Annotated in this window: 17 protein-coding genes; 10 read left to right on the top strand and 7 right to left on the bottom strand. The window is 61.2% G+C overall.

Going from position 1 to position 15629, the window contains the following annotated elements:
* Positions 1-66 precede the first annotated feature (66 nt).
* Positions 67-996: a TIGR01777 family oxidoreductase gene (locus HHL09_RS03240; protein WP_169453052.1), complete on the top strand. Its 930-nt coding sequence runs from the start codon at positions 67-69 to the stop codon at positions 994-996.
* A gap of 19 nt (positions 997-1015) precedes the next feature.
* Here the strand turns inward: HHL09_RS03240 and HHL09_RS03235 are convergent, their stop codons facing one another.
* Positions 1016-1456 (bottom strand): hypothetical protein, encoded by a 441-nt coding sequence (locus tag HHL09_RS03235; RefSeq protein WP_169453051.1) that lies wholly within the window; start codon positions 1454-1456, stop codon positions 1016-1018.
* A 227-nt stretch (positions 1457-1683) separates the two neighbouring features.
* On the opposite strand from HHL09_RS03235, the gene HHL09_RS03230 reads away from it, so the two are divergent.
* From HHL09_RS03230 to HHL09_RS03190, 9 genes are all read left to right on the top strand, one after another.
* Complete coding sequence (locus HHL09_RS03230) at positions 1684-2565, top strand: HAD family hydrolase (RefSeq protein ID WP_169453050.1); 882 nt, start codon at positions 1684-1686, stop codon at positions 2563-2565.
* Positions 2566-2712: 147 nt separating this feature from the next.
* Positions 2713-4098 carry a UDP-N-acetylmuramate:L-alanyl-gamma-D-glutamyl-meso-diaminopimelate ligase gene (gene mpl / locus HHL09_RS03225; RefSeq protein WP_169453049.1) on the top strand — a complete coding sequence of 462 codons (1386 nt, stop codon included), beginning with the start codon at positions 2713-2715 and terminating at the stop codon, positions 4096-4098.
* A gap of 150 nt (positions 4099-4248) precedes the next feature.
* The gene (locus tag HHL09_RS03220) at positions 4249-4653 is read left to right on the top strand and encodes a hypothetical protein (RefSeq protein WP_169453048.1); all 405 of its coding nucleotides are present in this window, start codon (positions 4249-4251) and stop codon (positions 4651-4653) included.
* A 7-nt stretch (positions 4654-4660) separates the two neighbouring features.
* Positions 4661-5008 carry an iron chaperone gene (locus tag HHL09_RS03215; protein WP_169453047.1) on the top strand — a complete coding sequence of 116 codons (348 nt, stop codon included), beginning with the start codon at positions 4661-4663 and terminating at the stop codon, positions 5006-5008.
* A gap of 253 nt (positions 5009-5261) precedes the next feature.
* Entirely contained in the window at positions 5262-5831 is a 570-nt protein-coding gene (locus HHL09_RS03210; RefSeq protein ID WP_169453046.1) for a CAP domain-containing protein, read from the top strand.
* A 7-nt stretch (positions 5832-5838) separates the two neighbouring features.
* Positions 5839-6462: a ribonuclease HII gene (locus HHL09_RS03205; protein WP_169453045.1), complete on the top strand. Its 624-nt coding sequence runs from the start codon at positions 5839-5841 to the stop codon at positions 6460-6462.
* Entirely contained in the window at positions 6452-6829 is a 378-nt protein-coding gene (locus HHL09_RS03200) for a YraN family protein (RefSeq protein WP_169453044.1), read from the top strand. Before HHL09_RS03205 ends, HHL09_RS03200 begins: the two co-directional genes overlap by 11 nt.
* Positions 6830-6844: 15 nt before the next feature.
* Positions 6845-8731 (top strand): alpha/beta hydrolase fold domain-containing protein, encoded by a 1887-nt coding sequence (locus tag HHL09_RS03195; protein WP_169453043.1) that lies wholly within the window; start codon positions 6845-6847, stop codon positions 8729-8731.
* Positions 8732-8799: 68 nt separating this feature from the next.
* A complete protein-coding gene (locus HHL09_RS03190) occupies positions 8800-9366 on the top strand; it encodes a DUF1802 family protein (RefSeq protein WP_169453042.1) in 567 nt (188 codons plus the stop codon).
* 2 nt (positions 9367-9368) lie between these two features.
* Here HHL09_RS03190 and HHL09_RS03185 read toward each other — a convergent pair whose 3' ends face one another.
* From HHL09_RS03185 to xseA, 6 genes are all read right to left on the bottom strand, one after another.
* A complete protein-coding gene (locus tag HHL09_RS03185; RefSeq protein WP_169453041.1) occupies positions 9369-10853 on the bottom strand; it encodes a malate:quinone oxidoreductase in 1485 nt (494 codons plus the stop codon).
* A gap of 269 nt (positions 10854-11122) precedes the next feature.
* Positions 11123-12019 (bottom strand): succinate--CoA ligase subunit alpha, encoded by an 897-nt coding sequence (sucD, locus tag HHL09_RS03180; protein WP_169453040.1) that lies wholly within the window; start codon positions 12017-12019, stop codon positions 11123-11125.
* A 46-nt stretch (positions 12020-12065) separates the two neighbouring features.
* Complete coding sequence (locus HHL09_RS03175) at positions 12066-12443, bottom strand: VOC family protein (RefSeq protein ID WP_169453039.1); 378 nt, start codon at positions 12441-12443, stop codon at positions 12066-12068.
* A 13-nt stretch (positions 12444-12456) separates the two neighbouring features.
* Complete coding sequence (locus tag HHL09_RS03170) at positions 12457-12861, bottom strand: VOC family protein (RefSeq protein WP_169453038.1); 405 nt, start codon at positions 12859-12861, stop codon at positions 12457-12459.
* Positions 12862-12882: 21 nt separating this feature from the next.
* Entirely contained in the window at positions 12883-14064 is a 1182-nt protein-coding gene (sucC, locus tag HHL09_RS03165) for an ADP-forming succinate--CoA ligase subunit beta (protein WP_169453037.1), read from the bottom strand.
* A 158-nt stretch (positions 14065-14222) separates the two neighbouring features.
* Positions 14223-15593 (bottom strand): exodeoxyribonuclease VII large subunit, encoded by a 1371-nt coding sequence (gene xseA, locus HHL09_RS03160; protein WP_169453036.1) that lies wholly within the window; start codon positions 15591-15593, stop codon positions 14223-14225.
* Positions 15594-15629: the final 36 nt, after the last annotated feature.

Raw genomic sequence — 15629 nt, 5'->3', positions numbered from 1 at the left:
AGCTAAGTAAAGGGCAAAGCCGGAAAGCGGTTGCGAGATGACGCCAACCGATGATCATTGAAACGAATGAGCGCGCAAAGCGTCACCCTGGGAATTGTTGGGGCGTCCGGACTGGTCGGTCGCGAACTATCCAAGCAAGCCGCAGAAGCCGGCTGGCGGGTCTGTGGTTTCAGCCGCAAGCCCCACACTCCCGATGATACGGTGGAGGAGTGGCGCGATTGGTCGGATCTCCCCGATTTTTCCGGAATTTCCGCGCTGGTGAATCTGGCAGGTGATCCCATCAACCAGAAGTGGACGAACCGCCGGAAGCGGGAGTTCTGGGAAAGCCGGATCGGGGTGACGATCGGGATCGCCCGGGGCCTGACCCAGCTCGCCCGCGTGGAGCGGCCGCTGGTGCTGGTGAACGCTTCGGCGATCGGCATCTATAGTGACCGCGGCGAGGAGATCTTGGAAGAAAGCTCGGCACCGGGGACGGGCTACCTGGCTGATCTTTGCCGGGATTGGGAGACGGCCGCTGATACGGTGGCGGCGCAAGGCATCCGCGTGATGAAGTGGCGCACGGGCATGGTGCTGGCCAAGGACGGGGATGGCTTCAAGTCGCTATTGAAGCCTTTCAAGATGGGGCTTGGTGGAAAGCTGGGATCCGGGAAGCAGTGGATGTCCTGGATCCATATCGAGGATCTGGCGGCCTCGATCTTGCATGGCATCAGCCATGGTGAGTTGGTGGGTCCGGTGAATGGCGTCTCTCCCGAGCCGGAACGAAATGCCGACTTTTCCAAGAAACTGGGCAAGGCGCTCGACCGCCCTGCGATCATGACGGTGCCGGGCTTCGCGCTGCGGGCGATGCTCGCGGACTTTGCCTCGGTGGTTCTTTCAAGCCAGCGGGTGGCGCCGCGGGTGCTGGAGGATAGCGGCTTCCGGTTCCGTTATCCAACGCTGGAGCTGGCGTTGGACGACTTGGTTGGAGCCAAGGGAGTGGCGCCAGCGGTGGCTTGAGGGGGATATCCTGATTTCATCAATCGCCTCCCTTTGGGTTGGGCGTATCGATCTTAGCCAAACGAGCTTCAAGGGCCTTGGAGTCCCCATCGCTCAGAAAGCCGTGGAAGGAGAAGGCTCCCGGCGCAGGCGAATAGCTGAAGTTGCTGCTTCGAAAGCTGATGCTGGTTTCAAACTCCAACGTATCGGCACGATAGAAGCGCAGGGCGAAGTCAGGTGCTTGTTCTTTCGCCTGGCTGTGGAGATCAAAGGTCAATTTCCGCCATAATCCGCAGAGCTCGGTTGCCCCGGGACCGGTTAGCGTTTTCCGGGAGAGAATCAGAGCGTGTCTCGAGTCCGAGCCCTGTTGGTCACCGCGGATCGGGAATGTGTTCGCGAGCGGTAGCGCCACGGTGTCTCCTAGTTGCAGGACTTCCACGCGCTCATAGTCGGGAAGGGAGGTCGAAAGGGCTGGTGCCACGGCAAGCTTCTCAAACGGTCCGGGTTCCCTGGTGATGCCGGGGTGTGGGCTGGCAACCAAGAGGATCCCGGCGAGAGCCAAGATGATTCTAGCGTGTGGGAACATCCTCCGGATAGGGTGAACTGCGACCGTTTTGACAGGAAGTCCAAAGCCGCGGCTTCGGAAGCTTCCAAGTCCCGATTGCACTTGCGGGGCGGGAGAGGGGCTGGTTCGCTTCGCGCTGCCCGATGGCCGCTCCGCAGAACACGATTGCCTTGGTCTTTGACTACGACCAGACGCTCAGCCCGACCTACATGCAGGACGACGTGTTGTTCCCGGAATTCGGGATCGATCCGGCGCAGTTCTGGAAGAAGTGCAATGCGCTGGTGGTGGAGCAGCAGTGGGATGGCGAGCTGGCCTACCTGAAGTGCCTGCTGGACTACCTGCAGATGGACCGGGTCAGCAATGCCCGCCTGTCCGCGCTGGGAGCCGGCCTGCGATTCTTCCCCGGCGTGCCGGAGATTTTCGACAAGCTCCCGCAAGTTTGCCTTGGTCACGACCATGAAGCCGCGGGTATCCGGATTGAATTTTATATCATTTCCTCCGGCCTGAAGGCGCTGCTCGATGGCAGCCGCCTGCGGAACAAGGTGAAGGCGATCTTCGGGTGTGAGTTCGGCGAGGACGCACAGGGCTTCATCAGCTTCCCGAAGCGCGCGATTTCCCACACCACGAAGACCCAATTCCTCTTCCGCATCAACAAGGGGATGCTGGACTACTCGCAGGATGTGAATGACCACATGCCGGCTGACCAGCGGCCGATCCCCTTCGAGAACATGGTGTATGTGGGTGATGGTCCGACGGACGTGCCCTGCTTCACCGTGATGAACAAGAACGGCGGGCACGGCATCGCCGTCTACAATCCGGAGGACGCAAGCGGCCGCAGCTTCCGCAAGTGCTTCCAGCTTTCCGCCCACGCCGGGCGCGTGAAACACATCGCTCCCGCCGACTACCGCCAAGGCTCGCACCTCTGGCTGCTGCTCACGGAGATGGTGCGCGAGATCGCGGACCGGATCCTGCGCCGCCGTGCCGAGGAGAGGGACAGTTCCACCGTGGCCGCACCTACCTTCTGATGCCGATGGATTCGCCGGGAAAGCGGGTTTTCGCCCGACTGGTCAAGCAGCCGGGCGGCGGAGGGAAGAAATTTAGTTTCGTTAGAAACTTGGCCTTCCGCGCCTATTCGCGGTGAATCTGCCGATTCGTTTTCCGAACCCCTTTTCATGTCCGAGAAAAAGCATTTCCATTTCACCGGCGTCTGCGGGACTGCCATGGGAGCCGTGGCCGTCGCGATGAAGCGCAAGGGCTACACCGTCACCGGGTCCGATACGAACGTGTATCCGCCGATGTCGGATTTCCTGCGGGGTGAGGGGATCGAGATCGCCGAGGGTTACCGCGCGGAAAACCTGCCGGAAGGGGCGGATGTGATCGTGATCGGGAATGCGATCAGCCGTGGCAACGAGGAGGCCGAAGCCGCACTGTCCCGCAAGCTGCTCTATCAATCCCTCCCGGAGGTGATGAAGGAGCACTTCCTGCGCGGAAAGCGGAACTACGTGGTGAGCGGAACCCATGGGAAGACGACCACCAGCTCGATGCTCACCTGGCTCTTTCTCTCCGCCGGGCGCGATCCCGGCTGGATGATCGGCGGACTGCCGAAGAACCTCGGACGTGGTGCGAATTTCACGGAGTCCGATTTCACGGTGCTGGAAGGCGACGAGTACGACACGGCCTTCTTCGACAAGCGCTCGAAGTTCCTGCACTACCTTCCCGAAGTAGCGGTGGTGAACAACATCGAGTTCGACCACGCGGACATCTACTCGTGTCTGGACGAGATCAAGCTCACCTTCAAGCGCCTGCTAAACGTGGTGCCGCGGACCGGTCTGGCGATCATCAACGGGGACGATGTGAACTGCCTGGCTGTTTCCGAAAAGGCGCCATGCCCGGTGCAAACCGTTGGCCTGAACGAGGGCAACCAGCTCCGGATCACGGACGTGAGCTACGACACGGATCGTAGCTCCTTCACCCTTGGCGGCGAACGCTACTCGCTGCGGATGACCGGGGAGTTCAATGTGCGCAATGCGGCGATGGCCACGGCGGCCGCGCTCTTCGCGGGGCTGACGCCGGAGGAAATCCGCGGTGGCTTGGAAAGCTTCGACGGTGTGGCCCGTCGCCAGGAACTCCGCGGGGAGGCTGGCGGAGTGAAGGTGATCGATGACTTCGCGCACCACCCGACCGCCATCAAGTATGCGGTCGGCAGCCTGCGTCAGCGCTACAATGGCAGCAAGCTGTGGATCCTTTTCGAACCACGCTCGAACACCACACGTCGCGCCGTTTTCCAGAACGAGTTGGCGGAGGCTCTGGCACTCGCTGACCAAGCCGTGGTTTCCGAAATCCCGGATCTTCACAAGTTCCCGGAGAATGATCGCCTCGATCCTGACAAGTTGGTCGCCGACATCGGTCGTCACGGCGGGACAGGCCGCTACATCCACACCGTGGACGAGATCGTCGCCACGGTTGCGGGTGAAGCAAAGCCCGGGGACGTGGTGGCCGTGCTCAGCAACGGGGGCTTCGGTGGCATCCACAAGAAGTTGCTGGAGAAGCTCGGATAAGAGGACGTCCTCCCGGCTTGCTAGCCCCGGGGAATGGCCGCTTGAGACATCCGCCTTCCTGCGGATGACGTCTTCGCGTCTTCGATTCTTATCGCCAGAAGCGGGTCCTTGTGAGAGGAATGACCTGTTAGATCCCACTCCCTGTTTGAAATGTTGGAAGAAGACGCCAAGACACTGGTGGAGCTGAAGGTGACGCAGCTGAACTCGGTCCAGACGATCGGGATCATCTGGTGGGTGGTTTCATGCGCACTGTCCTACGCGATCATCGCGGGAGCTTGGAAAAGCGGTGAGTCCTTGGTGAAGAGTCCCGCTTTCAGGCCGGTCAGCCATGCCGTGGCGGTGTTTTTCCTGGCGATCATCGCCTTCGGCTCCTTCATGGTGGGGCATTCGCTGTGGCTCGCGAAGCAGTTCGGACGCATCCCTTCATCGATCGCGCCGGAGTTCTGTTGGGACTGCACCGCCACCGCGATTTCCTACGCCATCGCCACCTTTATCTTCGTGGTCACGGCGCGGGCGTGGTTCGCGCTGGCAGGCAGCCTCCGCAGTGCTTCATAGTGCTGCAATGAAAGGGGGACGCATCGATGACTATCTGGCCTCCGTCGATCCGGCTCAGCGTGCCGCCCTCGAAGCCCTTCGCAAGGCGATCCATGCGGCCGCGCCAGGGGCCGAAGAATGTATTAGCTATGGCATCCCGGCTTTCCGGTTGAACGGGATGCTGGTGGGCTTCGGCGCGACGAAGAAGCACTGTGCTTTCTACGTGATGAGCGGGACATTGCTGGAGGGCTTTACCGAGGAGTTGAGAGGCTACGACACGAGCAAGGGGACGATCCGTTTTCAGCCCGCCAAACCCTTGTCAGCAGCGCTGGTGAAGAGGCTGGTCAAAGGGCGGATGGCGGAGAACGCGGGGTAACTTGTTAGATCTTTTGCATATTTGGCGGCCGCTTGAATCGGGGCGGTGCGGGACTTTGTTCGCTCCCTGTTGATAGTGCAAAATGCCTTATTTTAAGGAGTTCCGGACTGCGTAGATTCACGGCGAACCGTTAGGCTGTAAGGTTTTGATTTTTATCAAAATAAACGGATTGGTAGTGCGCAACCGGAGCGGAATATAAAATTTCCTTTATATTTCGAGCTGCCCTTGAGAAGGTTCCGGTGCTGTCCCTTACATGAAAATCACACCCAGCCGCCTCTGGGTGGTCGCTGCCGGAGCCACGATGCTTGCGTCGTGTGGCCCGCAGCTATCCACCACCACCGTGCCGATGGCCTCGCATGCCTCGGTCTCCAAGTCGGATGGTTCCCTTGTGGGAAACATCTACTCCCAAGTGAACTCCTTTCGCGCCTCCAATGGCCGTTCGGAGCTCAAGCGTCACGCCGGTCTTGACCGCATGGCCCAGCAGCACTGCGAGTTCATGCGTCAGAATCGCGGGAAATTCGGCAAGTCGAACCTCACCCACTACGGCTTCGAGGAGCGGGCCATGGCTGCCCAGCGCATGATGAAGATGAGTAACGTGGGCGAGAACATCGGCACCTGTTCCGGTTCCGCCGGTAACTCCGCCGCCGTTCTGGTCAATGCTTGGAAAAATTCCTCCGGCCACATGAAGAACATGAAGGGCTCTTGGAATGCCACCGGCATCGGCGCTGTCGTCGATTCGGATGGGACGGTATTTGCCACGCAGATCTTCGCGTCCGAGGATCACTCTCATATGTCATTGACCAATCGCATGCGGGCGTTCTGATGCCCGGGTGCCTGACGACTCCCTGGAATCCGCTCTCCGCGCCCGCGGCCTGAAATGGGTCGCCGGCGTGGATGAAGCGGGTAGGGGACCTCTCGCCGGACCGGTGGCGGTTGCCGCCGTGATCCTTCCCTCCGGCTGGTGCTGCGAGGGCTTGGACGATTCGAAGAAGCTGACGCCCGCGAAACGGGAGAAGCTCTACGAGATCATCATCAAAGATCGCCGTGTTTTCTGGTGTCTCTCCTACGCGGAGACCGAGGAGATCGAGCAGATCAACATTTTGCGTGCGACTCATGCCGCGATGGCGCGTGCGGTGCAGGGGCTGAAGAAGAAGGTCCATCACTGCCTGATCGACGGCTTGCGGGTGCCGAACTTTCCTTTCGCGCATGATGGCGTGGTGGGGGGAGATGGCATTTCGCTCTCGATCGCGGCGGCCAGCATCATTGCCAAGGTGTCGCGGGACCGCCTGATGACCGAAATGGGCCGGGAGTTTCCGGAATACGGCTTTGAACGGCACATGGGCTATGGTACGCCGGAGCATCTCGAAGCGCTTCGACGCCATGGGCCTTGCCGCATTCATCGCCGCACGTTTCAACCGGTCGCTCAACTCACCTTGCAACTTGGTGACTGCTGAGGGGGCCGGGATCGGTTCTGCGGCGATCGGCGTATTGGGCGAAAAGATCGCGCGTGCCTGGCTGACCGCGAATGGCGCCAAGGTGATCTACCGCAACTTCAAGGGCCCGATGGGCGGAGAAGTGGACATCGTGGCCCGGGAGGGGAAGCTGCTGCTTTTTACCGAGGTGAAGACGCGGCGGGCCGGAGGTCTTGGTCGTCCCTTGGATGCCGTGGGACGAGAGAAGGAGAGGCTCATCGAGCGCGGGGCAAATGCCTGGCTGCGCCTGTTGGGCACGCGGGAGATCCCGTGGCGTTTCGATGTGATCGAAGTGATTCTGACCCACGGGGAGAAGCCGGTGGTGAGACGTGTGGAAAATGCCTTCTGATCTTCCGTAAGAGCGATGATGAAACCCTTGTTGCTGTTCCTGACCTTCTGCGGTCTATGTTTTGGCGATCCCGAGCGCATTCCTGTCTGGCCCGGCGAAAAGGCTCCCGATGGCCAAGGTGGCGAGACGCCGGCCACCACGACGCTGACCGTTCATCAGGCGGAGCAGCCGAATGGCGTGGCGGTGATCATTTGTCCCGGTGGTGGCTACGGGGGACTTGTGACGGACGGGGAAGGTCATGGGATTGCCCGCTGGCTGAATTCCCATGGGATCACCGGGCTCGTGCTCGAGTACCGGTTGCCGCAGGGAAAGAACAAGGTTCCGCTGCTCGATGCGCAACGCGCCATCCGCCTCGCGCGGTCCCATGCGAAGGATTGGAAGATCGATCCGGCCCGACTGGGAATCATCGGCTTTTCGGCGGGTGGTCATCTCGCTTCGACGGCGGCGACTCATTTCGACTCCGGCGATGCGAAGGCCAAGGACCCGGTCGACCGCTTTAGCTCACGTCCGGATTTCGCGATGTTGATCTATCCCGTGATCACGATGACCGAGCCAGGTCACGGAGGCTCGCGGAACAATCTGCTGGGCCCTGATCCCTCGAAGGAGTTGATCGAAGAATACTCCAGCGAGAAGCGGGTCACCGCGAAGTCCCCGCCGGCCTTCCTGGCCCATGCCAAGGACGACGCGGTTGTCGTGCCGAAGAATAGCGAACTCTTCGTGGCCGCGCTCAAGGCTCATCGAGTGGAGAACGAGTATCTGGAACTGCCCGATGGCGGCCATGGGCTGAATGGCTACAAGGGGCCATCATGGGATGCCTGGCAGGCAGCCTCGCTGAAGTGGCTGGAGAAAATCGGGATGCTGAAGCAGGAGGTCTCCGCGGCTTCCAAGTTCATTCCGTCCGGCGATCCTCAGGTTCTTGCGGGGATCTCGCCGCTCAACTGGATTCGCAACGCCAAGGGGATTCATTCTTCGGTTTGCGGTGCCGATTTCAAATTTGCCTTTGTGGGGACGAAGCGGGTTGTCCTCAACGTGGATACGAGCAAGCTCGGCTATTCCTCACCGCTGCGCTTCCCCATTCTCGCGTGGACCGTGAACAAGGGGCCGGTCCAGACCCATCAATTGGCAGCGGGTGAGCGAGAATTGTTGCTTTCCGACTCCGCTGCGAATCCTGTGATCAATCTCTACATCAAGGGGCTCTCGCCCTTTGAGGATCGCTTCACCGGCGAGGTTCCTCCGAATGCGGTAAGCATTACCGGATTCACTGTTGCGGCGAAGTGCCGGTTGACCGTGCCAGCTACGGCGCCACTGTGGCTGAACGTCGGCGACTCGATCCTTTCGGGTGACGCTGCCGCTTACTCCGGTAGTCAAGGGCGGCCGCCTGACGATGAATGGGCGGCTTCCGATGATGCCCGGGCAAGTTACGGCCATTTGCTTGCGGAGCACTACGGCTATCGTGAATCGCGCCTAGCCTTCGGAGGTTATGCATGGGGCGGCGGACTCGGGCATAACCCGGAGCTGGCGGCGCTTGTCGACCAGATCACGAGCACCAAGTCCCGCCTGACGGGTGAGAAGCTGCAGCCATGTCCCCAAGTCGTTCTTGTCAATCTGGGTGAGAACGGTGCTCCGAAAGCGGAAACTGTCATCGCTGGTTTGACCAAGCTCCGCGGGCGTTGCTCTCCGGAGACGAGGATTGTGGTGATGGTTCCGGTTTCCGGGCGTGCGCGCGACGAGGTCTCCGCGGCGGTCAATGCCTACCTTCAGGGCACGGAGGACAAGCAGACGCGTCTCGTTGATCTCGGGGCGGTCAGGTTTGAAACTGCCGATGGGCAGCACCCGACTGCGGCAGGCCATGAGGCGATCTACAAGGCTGCGCTTCCTTTCTTCGACAAGCTCCTGAAATAACCGAGCTCTGTAGGCCGCTCCGGCAAATTGCCATTGAGGCCGAGGCATCCCGGCGTTACCCCAAAGCCATGGCAAGCGGCTTCAAGGAATGGCAAGTGGTGTGCGATGCTCTCGCGAGCGGCCGGCAATCGATCATTTTGCGGAAAGGTGGCATCCACGAGGGCCGTGCGGGATTCTCCTTTGCCCAAGAGTCCTTCTTCCTTTTCCCTACCCGTTTCCACAATCAGGACCAATTCGTCCGTGAGGGCAATATAGTTGCCAAGCCGGAATGGGTTGCCGGTGAGACGGTGAGCATCACGCACTACTGCGAAGCTCTGTGGGCGAAGACGCTCACCGATTGGGACAAGGTTGCCGCCCTCGAGCCCTACCATATCTGGACCGAGGAGACGATCCGCCAGCGTTTCGATTGGGAAGGAAAGGGGATGAGCAGCGGCAGCATTCATGTGGCGCTGGTCCGAGTCGAGGCCTTGGCGCAGCCGTGGGATTTCCCCTATGAAGCGAAGTACGGCGGATGCCGTAGCTGGGTTACCTTGCCTGAACCTCCGGAAGGAACTCGGGCCGGTGCTGTCCCGGTGACCGGGGATGACACCTTCTCCACGCTCTTCGCGAAGCTACGGGAGATCCTGGGGGAGTAGATTTACAGCCCCAGCACCTTGTCGGCCTTCGCCCGCACTGAACGATAAAGATCCACATCGTTCTGCAGGCTCTTTCCATAGGAGGGGACCATCTCGCGGAGCTTTGCCTTCCATCCCGGGAGGCGCTTGCTGAAGCATTTTCCGATGATGTCCAGCATCACATCCACGGCGGTCGAGGCACCAGGTGAAGCGCCCAAGAGCGCGGCAATGGAGCCATCCGCCGCGGCCACGATCTCCGTGCCGAACTGAAGGACACCGCCCTTGTCCGCGTCCTGCTTGATGATCTGCACGCGCTGGCCCGCGGTGAGGAGGTGCCAGTCGGCCAGCTCCGCTGCGGGGAAGAACTCACGTAGCGCTTCGAGCCGGTCCTCGGGACTCTGCATCACCTGCTCGATGAGATAGCGGGTGAGATCGAGATTGTCCTTTCCCACCGCAAGCATCGGCACGAGGTTCGAGAGCCTCACCGAACCCGGCAGGTCAAAGAGCGAGCCGGACTTCAGGAACTTCGGCGAGAAGCCTGCGAAGGGACCGAAGAGCAAGGTGTTCTTCCCGTCGATCATGCGGGTATCGAGGTGCGGCACCGACATTGGCGGAGCGCCGACGGCAGCCTTGCCGTAGACCTTGGCGTGGTGGCGCTTCACGATTTCCGGGTTGTCGCAGACGAGGAACTGTCCGCTGACCGGGAAGCCTCCGAAGCCCTTGCCCTCGGGAATCTTCGATTTCTGCAAGAGCGGCAGCGAGGCCCCACCTGCACCGACGAAGACGAAGGGCGCAGTGATGGAGCGATTGATGTTCTTCTTCAGGTTTCGCACGGTGAGCTCCCAGCGGCCATCGCGCTTGCGGCGGATATCGCGAACCTGGTGGCTGGTGGCGATTTTCACGACGTCCCGCGAGGCGAGGTGATCGACGAGGCTTTGGGTAAGCGCCCCGAAGTTCACATCGGTGCCTCCCTCCGCACGTGTCGCGGCAAGAGGTTCTGCAGCGGCACGTCCGTCCAGCAGAAGCGGCGCCCATTTCCGGATCGTGGTGCGATCCTCCGCGTATTCCATCTCCGCGAAGAAATGATGGCTCTTCATCGTTTCGTAGCGGCGGCGCAGGAATGCTTGGTCCGCCTTGCCATGGACGAAGCTCATGTGCGGCACCGCGGTGATGAAGTCCGCGGGATCAGGCAAAAGGCCGCGCTGCACGAGGTAGGCCCAGAACTGTTTGGAGAGCTCGAAAGCCTCGTTGATTTCGAGCGCCTTCGAGATGTCCACGGATCCATCCGGCCGTTCCTTCGTGTAGTTCAGCTCGCAGAGGGCGGCGTGGCCGGTGCCTGCGTTGTTCCAGGGATTCGAGCTTTCCCTCGCGACTTCGGCGAGTGCCTCGACGATCTGGATCTTCAGCGTGGGGTCCAGCTCATGCAGCAGCACGCCGAGGGTGGCACTCATGATTCCGCCGCCGATCAACACGACGTCCGGTTCCGCGATGGTTTCTACACGCTTCATGTGGAACGAAAGGCGGGGCGATAACGGCACCAACCGCGGCTGGCAACCCTCGCCGCATATCGTTCAGCACCATTTTTTCGCAATTATCCACCAGTCCGATTCATGGGGCTCATGGTGCGCGATTTGCAACGTCAGATGAGCTTTCTTGACCGCTCGATGCTTGCGATCCCGTAAGGCTGTGTCGCCTGTGAGACTAAACTGCCGAATGCGGAAAAAGAAAAAGGCGCGACCACGGATGCGGTCGCGCCTTGGAAAAGGACGGCGGTGGCTTACTTGCCCCAGCGCTCGAGCAGTGTCTTCGCCATGTCGCTTGGCGTTTCGGAAACGGCGATGCCGCACTCGGCGAGGATGCGCTTCTTGGCCTGCGCGGTGTCTTCCTCGCCGCCGACGATCGCACCGGCGTGGCCCATGCGGCGTCCTGGAGGCGCGGTCGCACCGGCGATGAAGCCTGCGATCGGCTTCTTGCAGTGATCCTTGGCCCAGCGGGCGGCTTCGACTTCCGCGTTGCCGCCGATTTCACCGATCATGATGATTGCTTCGGTTTCCGGGTCCTCGTTGAACATTTGCAGCACGTCGAGGTGGCTGGTGCCATTGATCGGGTCGCCGCCGATGCCGACGAGCGTGCTCTGGCCGTAGCCGAGCTGGGTCAACTGGAAGACCGCCTCGTAGGTAAGGGTGCCGGAGCGGGAGACCACGCCCACGTTGCCGCGCTTGCAGATCTGGCTCGGGGTGATGCCGATGCGGCAGCCGCCGTGCGACTTCTCTCCGTAGCCAGGGGTCACGAGGCCGGGGCAGTTCGGGCCGATGAGGCGGGACTTGGCGCCCTTCATCGCTTCCTTCACGCGCATCATGTCCATCACCGGGATGCCTTCCGTGATGCAGACCACGAGGTCAACGCCTGCGTCCACTGCTTCAAGGATGGCGTCGGCTGCGAATGGCGGGGGCACGAAGATCGCGGAAGCGGTAGCACCGGTTTCCTTCACCGCTTGTGCGACGGTATCGAAGATGGGCACGAAGTCCGCGAAGTTCTGGCCGCCCTTGCCCGGCGTCACGCCGGCCACAAGCTTGGTGCCGTAGTCGAGGGAGAGCGAGGCGTGCCGGGCACCGAAACTTCCGGTGATGCCCTGCACGAGGAGCTTGGTATTTTCGTCAACAAGGATGGCCATGGCGGAACTGTGGGGAAGTGGTCGGTAGGAAAGAGGAACGGAGCCTTCAGGCGTGGCCGGGCTTGCGTTTGTGGATGATGAGGGGGCTGCCGTCAGGATCGGAGATCATGAGCATGTGGCAGACCGGGGTTTCAAGTGGACCCATGGTCACCGTGACACCGGCGGCTTGGACCTTGGCGACGGCGGCCTCGAAGTCTTCGACCTCAAGTCCGACGGTGCAGCCATTCGGGCTAGGCTCCCAGCCCGGCGTTTTGCCGAGGCCTAGCGTGCCCGCCCCGATGTCGAACTCGACCCAGTGCCCGCTGCCATCTTCCATCTCGTGGTCCATGGTTTTGGTCAGGCCTAGCACGCCTTCGTAGAAGGCGATGGAGCGCGCCATGTCGGTAACGGGGTAGCAGGAGAAAGCGATCTCGGTGACTTTCATGACCTTTGATCTATTAGTGTCCCCCACACTCCGGGTGGTTCGGCTTCTTCTGGTGAAGGGCAACCGTATTACCGCTTGGATCGGAGATCAGCGCCATGCGGCAGATCGGGAAATCCTGGATCGGCAAATAGATCTTCACTCCGGCGGTTTTCAATTTTTCCACCGCGGCATCGAGATCTTCCATCTCGAAGCAGAGGCCGCCGCCCCCGGGGTTTGGCTGCCACTGCTCATTTGCCTGTGCGATGGCGAGGGTATGTCCGCCGGGGATTTCAAATTCCACCCAGCCGACTTTTCCTTCGTGATCGAAGACCATGCCCTCCTTGAGGCCGATGATCTCGCGATAGAATTTGCGCGTTTCCTCGATATCGAGGGCCGGATATCCCGTGAAGCCTGCTTCTTTAATGCCGATTCCTTTCATAGCGGGATACCGGTAAGCGCATCAGGCGACGGCTGCCACGATCTTTTGCGCACCGTCCGCCATAGTGCTGGCCGAGACGATGTTCAGGCCGCTGGCGTCGAGCGTGGCCTTGCCCTGCTCGACGTTGTTGCCTTCAAGGCGGACAACAAGGGGGATCGGGAGGCCGGTTTCCTTGGCCGCGGCGATCACGCCTTCGGCGATCACGTTACAGTCCATAATGCCGCCGAAGATGTTGATCAGGATGCCCTTCACGTTCGGATCGGCCAGGATGATCTTGAAGGCCGCGGTGACCTGCTCCTTGGAAGCACCGCCGCCCACGTCGAGGAAGTTCGCAGGCTCGCCACCGTAGTGCTTGATGATGTCCATGGTGGCCATGGCAAGCCCGGCACCGTTCACGAGGCAGGCGATGTTGCCATCCAAGCCGATGTAGTTGAGCTCATACTCGGAAGCGGCGACCTCGCGCGGGTCTTCCTCTTCCTTGTCGCGCATGGCCACGATTTCCGGGTGGCGGTAGAGCGCATTGTCGTCGAAGCCGAACTTGGCATCGAGTGCCAGCACGCGGCCGTCCGGAGTGGTGACCAGCGGGTTGATCTCGACCATCGAACAGTCGAGCGAGATGAAGAGCTTGTAGAGATTGGAAAGCAGCTTGCCGAATTGCTTGGCGATGTCGCCATGCATGCCGAGCGCTCCGGCCAGCTTGCGGATCTCGTAGCCTTGCAGGCCGAGGAGCGGGTGGACGAACTGGCGGATGATCTTCTCCGGCGTGTTATGTGCCACGTCCTCGATGCTCATGCCGCCTTCCGTGGAGGCGACAATTACCGGGCGGGAAGTGCCGCGATCCATGAGGATCGCAAGGTAGTATTCGTGAGTGATGTCCACGGCCTCGGCCACCATCACCTTGCGGACCAGCTTGCCGGCCTCACCGGTCTGGATGGTCACAAGAGTCTCATTGAGCATCTTGCCGGCGAACTCGGAGGCTTGCTGCGGGGACTCGATGAGGTGGACGCCCCCTTGGAAGCCGTTCTTGAAGTGACCCTTGCCACGGCCGCCGGCGTGCACTTGGGCCTTGATGACGAGCTTGGCGCCCTCGAATTCCTTGGCGGCTGCGGCCGCTTCTTCCGGGGTGGATGCCACTTTGCCTTTCGGGCTAGGGACTTGGAAACGGTCGAAAAGCTCCTTCGCCTGGTATTCGTGGATGTTCATGGGGCCGTCGGAAAATCGCGGCGACGCTAAGGGACGAGCCGTTGGGGTCAAGGAAAAGGCCCCTATGGGGGCAAATGTGACGGAAACCGTTACCAAAAGCGGAAAATCAATCCAATGTGCTTGGATTCCGTCCTTCCCAACCGTCGTGAGGGCTCACCTCATTCCACCACGCTCCGGATCTCGCCATCCTTGACCTTGGTCCGGACGATGTCTCCGGGAGATACGTCAGCCCTTGAACGGATGATGCGTCCGAAGGAATCCAGCGCAATCGAGAAGCCGCGCTCAAAGGCGGACTCCGGTCCCAAGGTGCGGAGCAGTGAACGCAGGCGCATGAGCCGCTCCTCTGCACGGTCGAGCCGGCGATGGCTTGCCCGTTCCAACTGGCCACGCAGGCGCTGGAGATGGTCGAAGCGGAGCTGCATCTGCCGCGCCGGATGATGGGCGGCCAAGGTGCGGGCGAGTTCCTTCAATACCTGGCCGTGATCGCGCAGCGCACTCTCCGCGGCGGAGTTCAGGCGGCTGCGGGCGGAGTCGACCCGCAGCACAGGTTCACGCAGCAGGCGCTCGCCGCCGCGGGAAAGGACTCCGCGACGCAGGTTCTCCAGCGTATATGCGAGCCGCTCCAGCCGGTCCTCCGCGCGCCGGGAAAGGCGGCGCTTCAGGAGTGCGAGGCGGTTCCGCAGTTCCTCGCCATCCGGCACCGCGATTTCAGCGGCGGCACTCGGTGTGGGTGCCCGCATGTCCGCGACGAAATCGGCGATGGTGAAGTCGATTTCATGTCCGACTGCGGAGATGATCGGAATCGGGCACGCAGCGATGGCACGGGCCACGATCTCCTCGTTGAAATTCCACAGGTCTTCGATCGATCCTCCGCCCCGGCCCACGATCAGGACATCGCTACGGGGAATGCCGTACTTTTCGGGATTTCCCATCCGCTCGATGGCGCGGGCGATCTCTATCTCCGCTCCTTTTCCCTGTACCCGTACCGGATAGAGGACCGGCTGCACCCATGGGGCCCGGCGTTCGAGAATGTTCAGGATATCGCGGATCGCCGCACCGGTGTCGGAGGTGACGATGCCAACGACTTTCGGGAAAGAGGGGAGGGGCTGCTTCCGCGCAGGATCGAAGAGACCCTCCGCCTGGAGCTTCCGCTTTAGTGCTTCGAAGCGCGCCTGCAATTCGCCCATGCCCGCGCGCTCCACGCGTTGCACGATGATCTGAAGCTGGCCGCGTGCCTCGTAGACGCTGGGCTCCGCGAAGACGCGGACCTTCACGCCATCATCCAGCGCCTCGGACCCGGCCTTTTTCCGCGCCCCGAACATGGCGCACTGGATCTGCGCACCATCGTCTTTCAGCGAGAAATACCAGTGGCCGCTGGCTTGCTTCTTGAGGTTGGAGACCTCGCCCTCCACCCACAGCTCGCCCAACTCGATCTCCAGCAGGTTTTTCATCCGTCGCACCAGTTGTGTCACGGAGAGTGCCTTTGGAGCAGGTGCCGGAGCGGGCTTGGGTGCGAAGAGATCGTCCACAGGGAAATTGAAGCAAGATGGGGGAGGAAACGGAAA

The organism is Luteolibacter luteus, from assembly GCF_012913485.1.
Lineage (GTDB): Bacteria > Verrucomicrobiota > Verrucomicrobiia > Verrucomicrobiales > Akkermansiaceae > Haloferula > Haloferula lutea.
This window is presented reverse-complemented; position numbering and strand designations above follow the sequence as displayed.

What these genes read in the sequence shown, in the direction of transcription:
- HHL09_RS03170 (WP_169453038.1), bottom strand. Translation starts at nt 12,861, where the DNA reads ATGAAAGGAATCGGCATTAAAGAAGCAGGCTTCACGGGATATCCGGCC.
- HHL09_RS03175 (WP_169453039.1), bottom strand. Translation starts at nt 12,443, where the DNA reads ATGAAAGTCACCGAGATCGCTTTCTCCTGCTACCCCGTTACCGACATG.
- sucC (WP_169453037.1), bottom strand. Translation starts at nt 14,064, where the DNA reads ATGAACATCCACGAATACCAGGCGAAGGAGCTTTTCGACCGTTTCCAA.
- mpl (WP_169453049.1), top strand. Translation starts at nt 2,713, where the DNA reads ATGTCCGAGAAAAAGCATTTCCATTTCACCGGCGTCTGCGGGACTGCC.
- HHL09_RS03190 (WP_169453042.1), top strand. Translation starts at nt 8,800, where the DNA reads ATGGCAAGCGGCTTCAAGGAATGGCAAGTGGTGTGCGATGCTCTCGCG.
- sucD (WP_169453040.1), bottom strand. Translation starts at nt 12,019, where the DNA reads ATGGCCATCCTTGTTGACGAAAATACCAAGCTCCTCGTGCAGGGCATC.
- HHL09_RS03210 (WP_169453046.1), top strand. Translation starts at nt 5,262, where the DNA reads ATGAAAATCACACCCAGCCGCCTCTGGGTGGTCGCTGCCGGAGCCACG.
- HHL09_RS03230 (WP_169453050.1), top strand. Translation starts at nt 1,684, where the DNA reads ATGGCCGCTCCGCAGAACACGATTGCCTTGGTCTTTGACTACGACCAG.
- HHL09_RS03215 (WP_169453047.1), top strand. Translation starts at nt 4,661, where the DNA reads ATGAAAGGGGGACGCATCGATGACTATCTGGCCTCCGTCGATCCGGCT.
- HHL09_RS03220 (WP_169453048.1), top strand. Translation starts at nt 4,249, where the DNA reads ATGTTGGAAGAAGACGCCAAGACACTGGTGGAGCTGAAGGTGACGCAG.
- HHL09_RS03195 (WP_169453043.1), top strand. Translation starts at nt 6,845, where the DNA reads ATGATGAAACCCTTGTTGCTGTTCCTGACCTTCTGCGGTCTATGTTTT.
- HHL09_RS03240 (WP_169453052.1), top strand. Translation starts at nt 67, where the DNA reads ATGAGCGCGCAAAGCGTCACCCTGGGAATTGTTGGGGCGTCCGGACTG.
- HHL09_RS03185 (WP_169453041.1), bottom strand. Translation starts at nt 10,853, where the DNA reads ATGAAGCGTGTAGAAACCATCGCGGAACCGGACGTCGTGTTGATCGGC.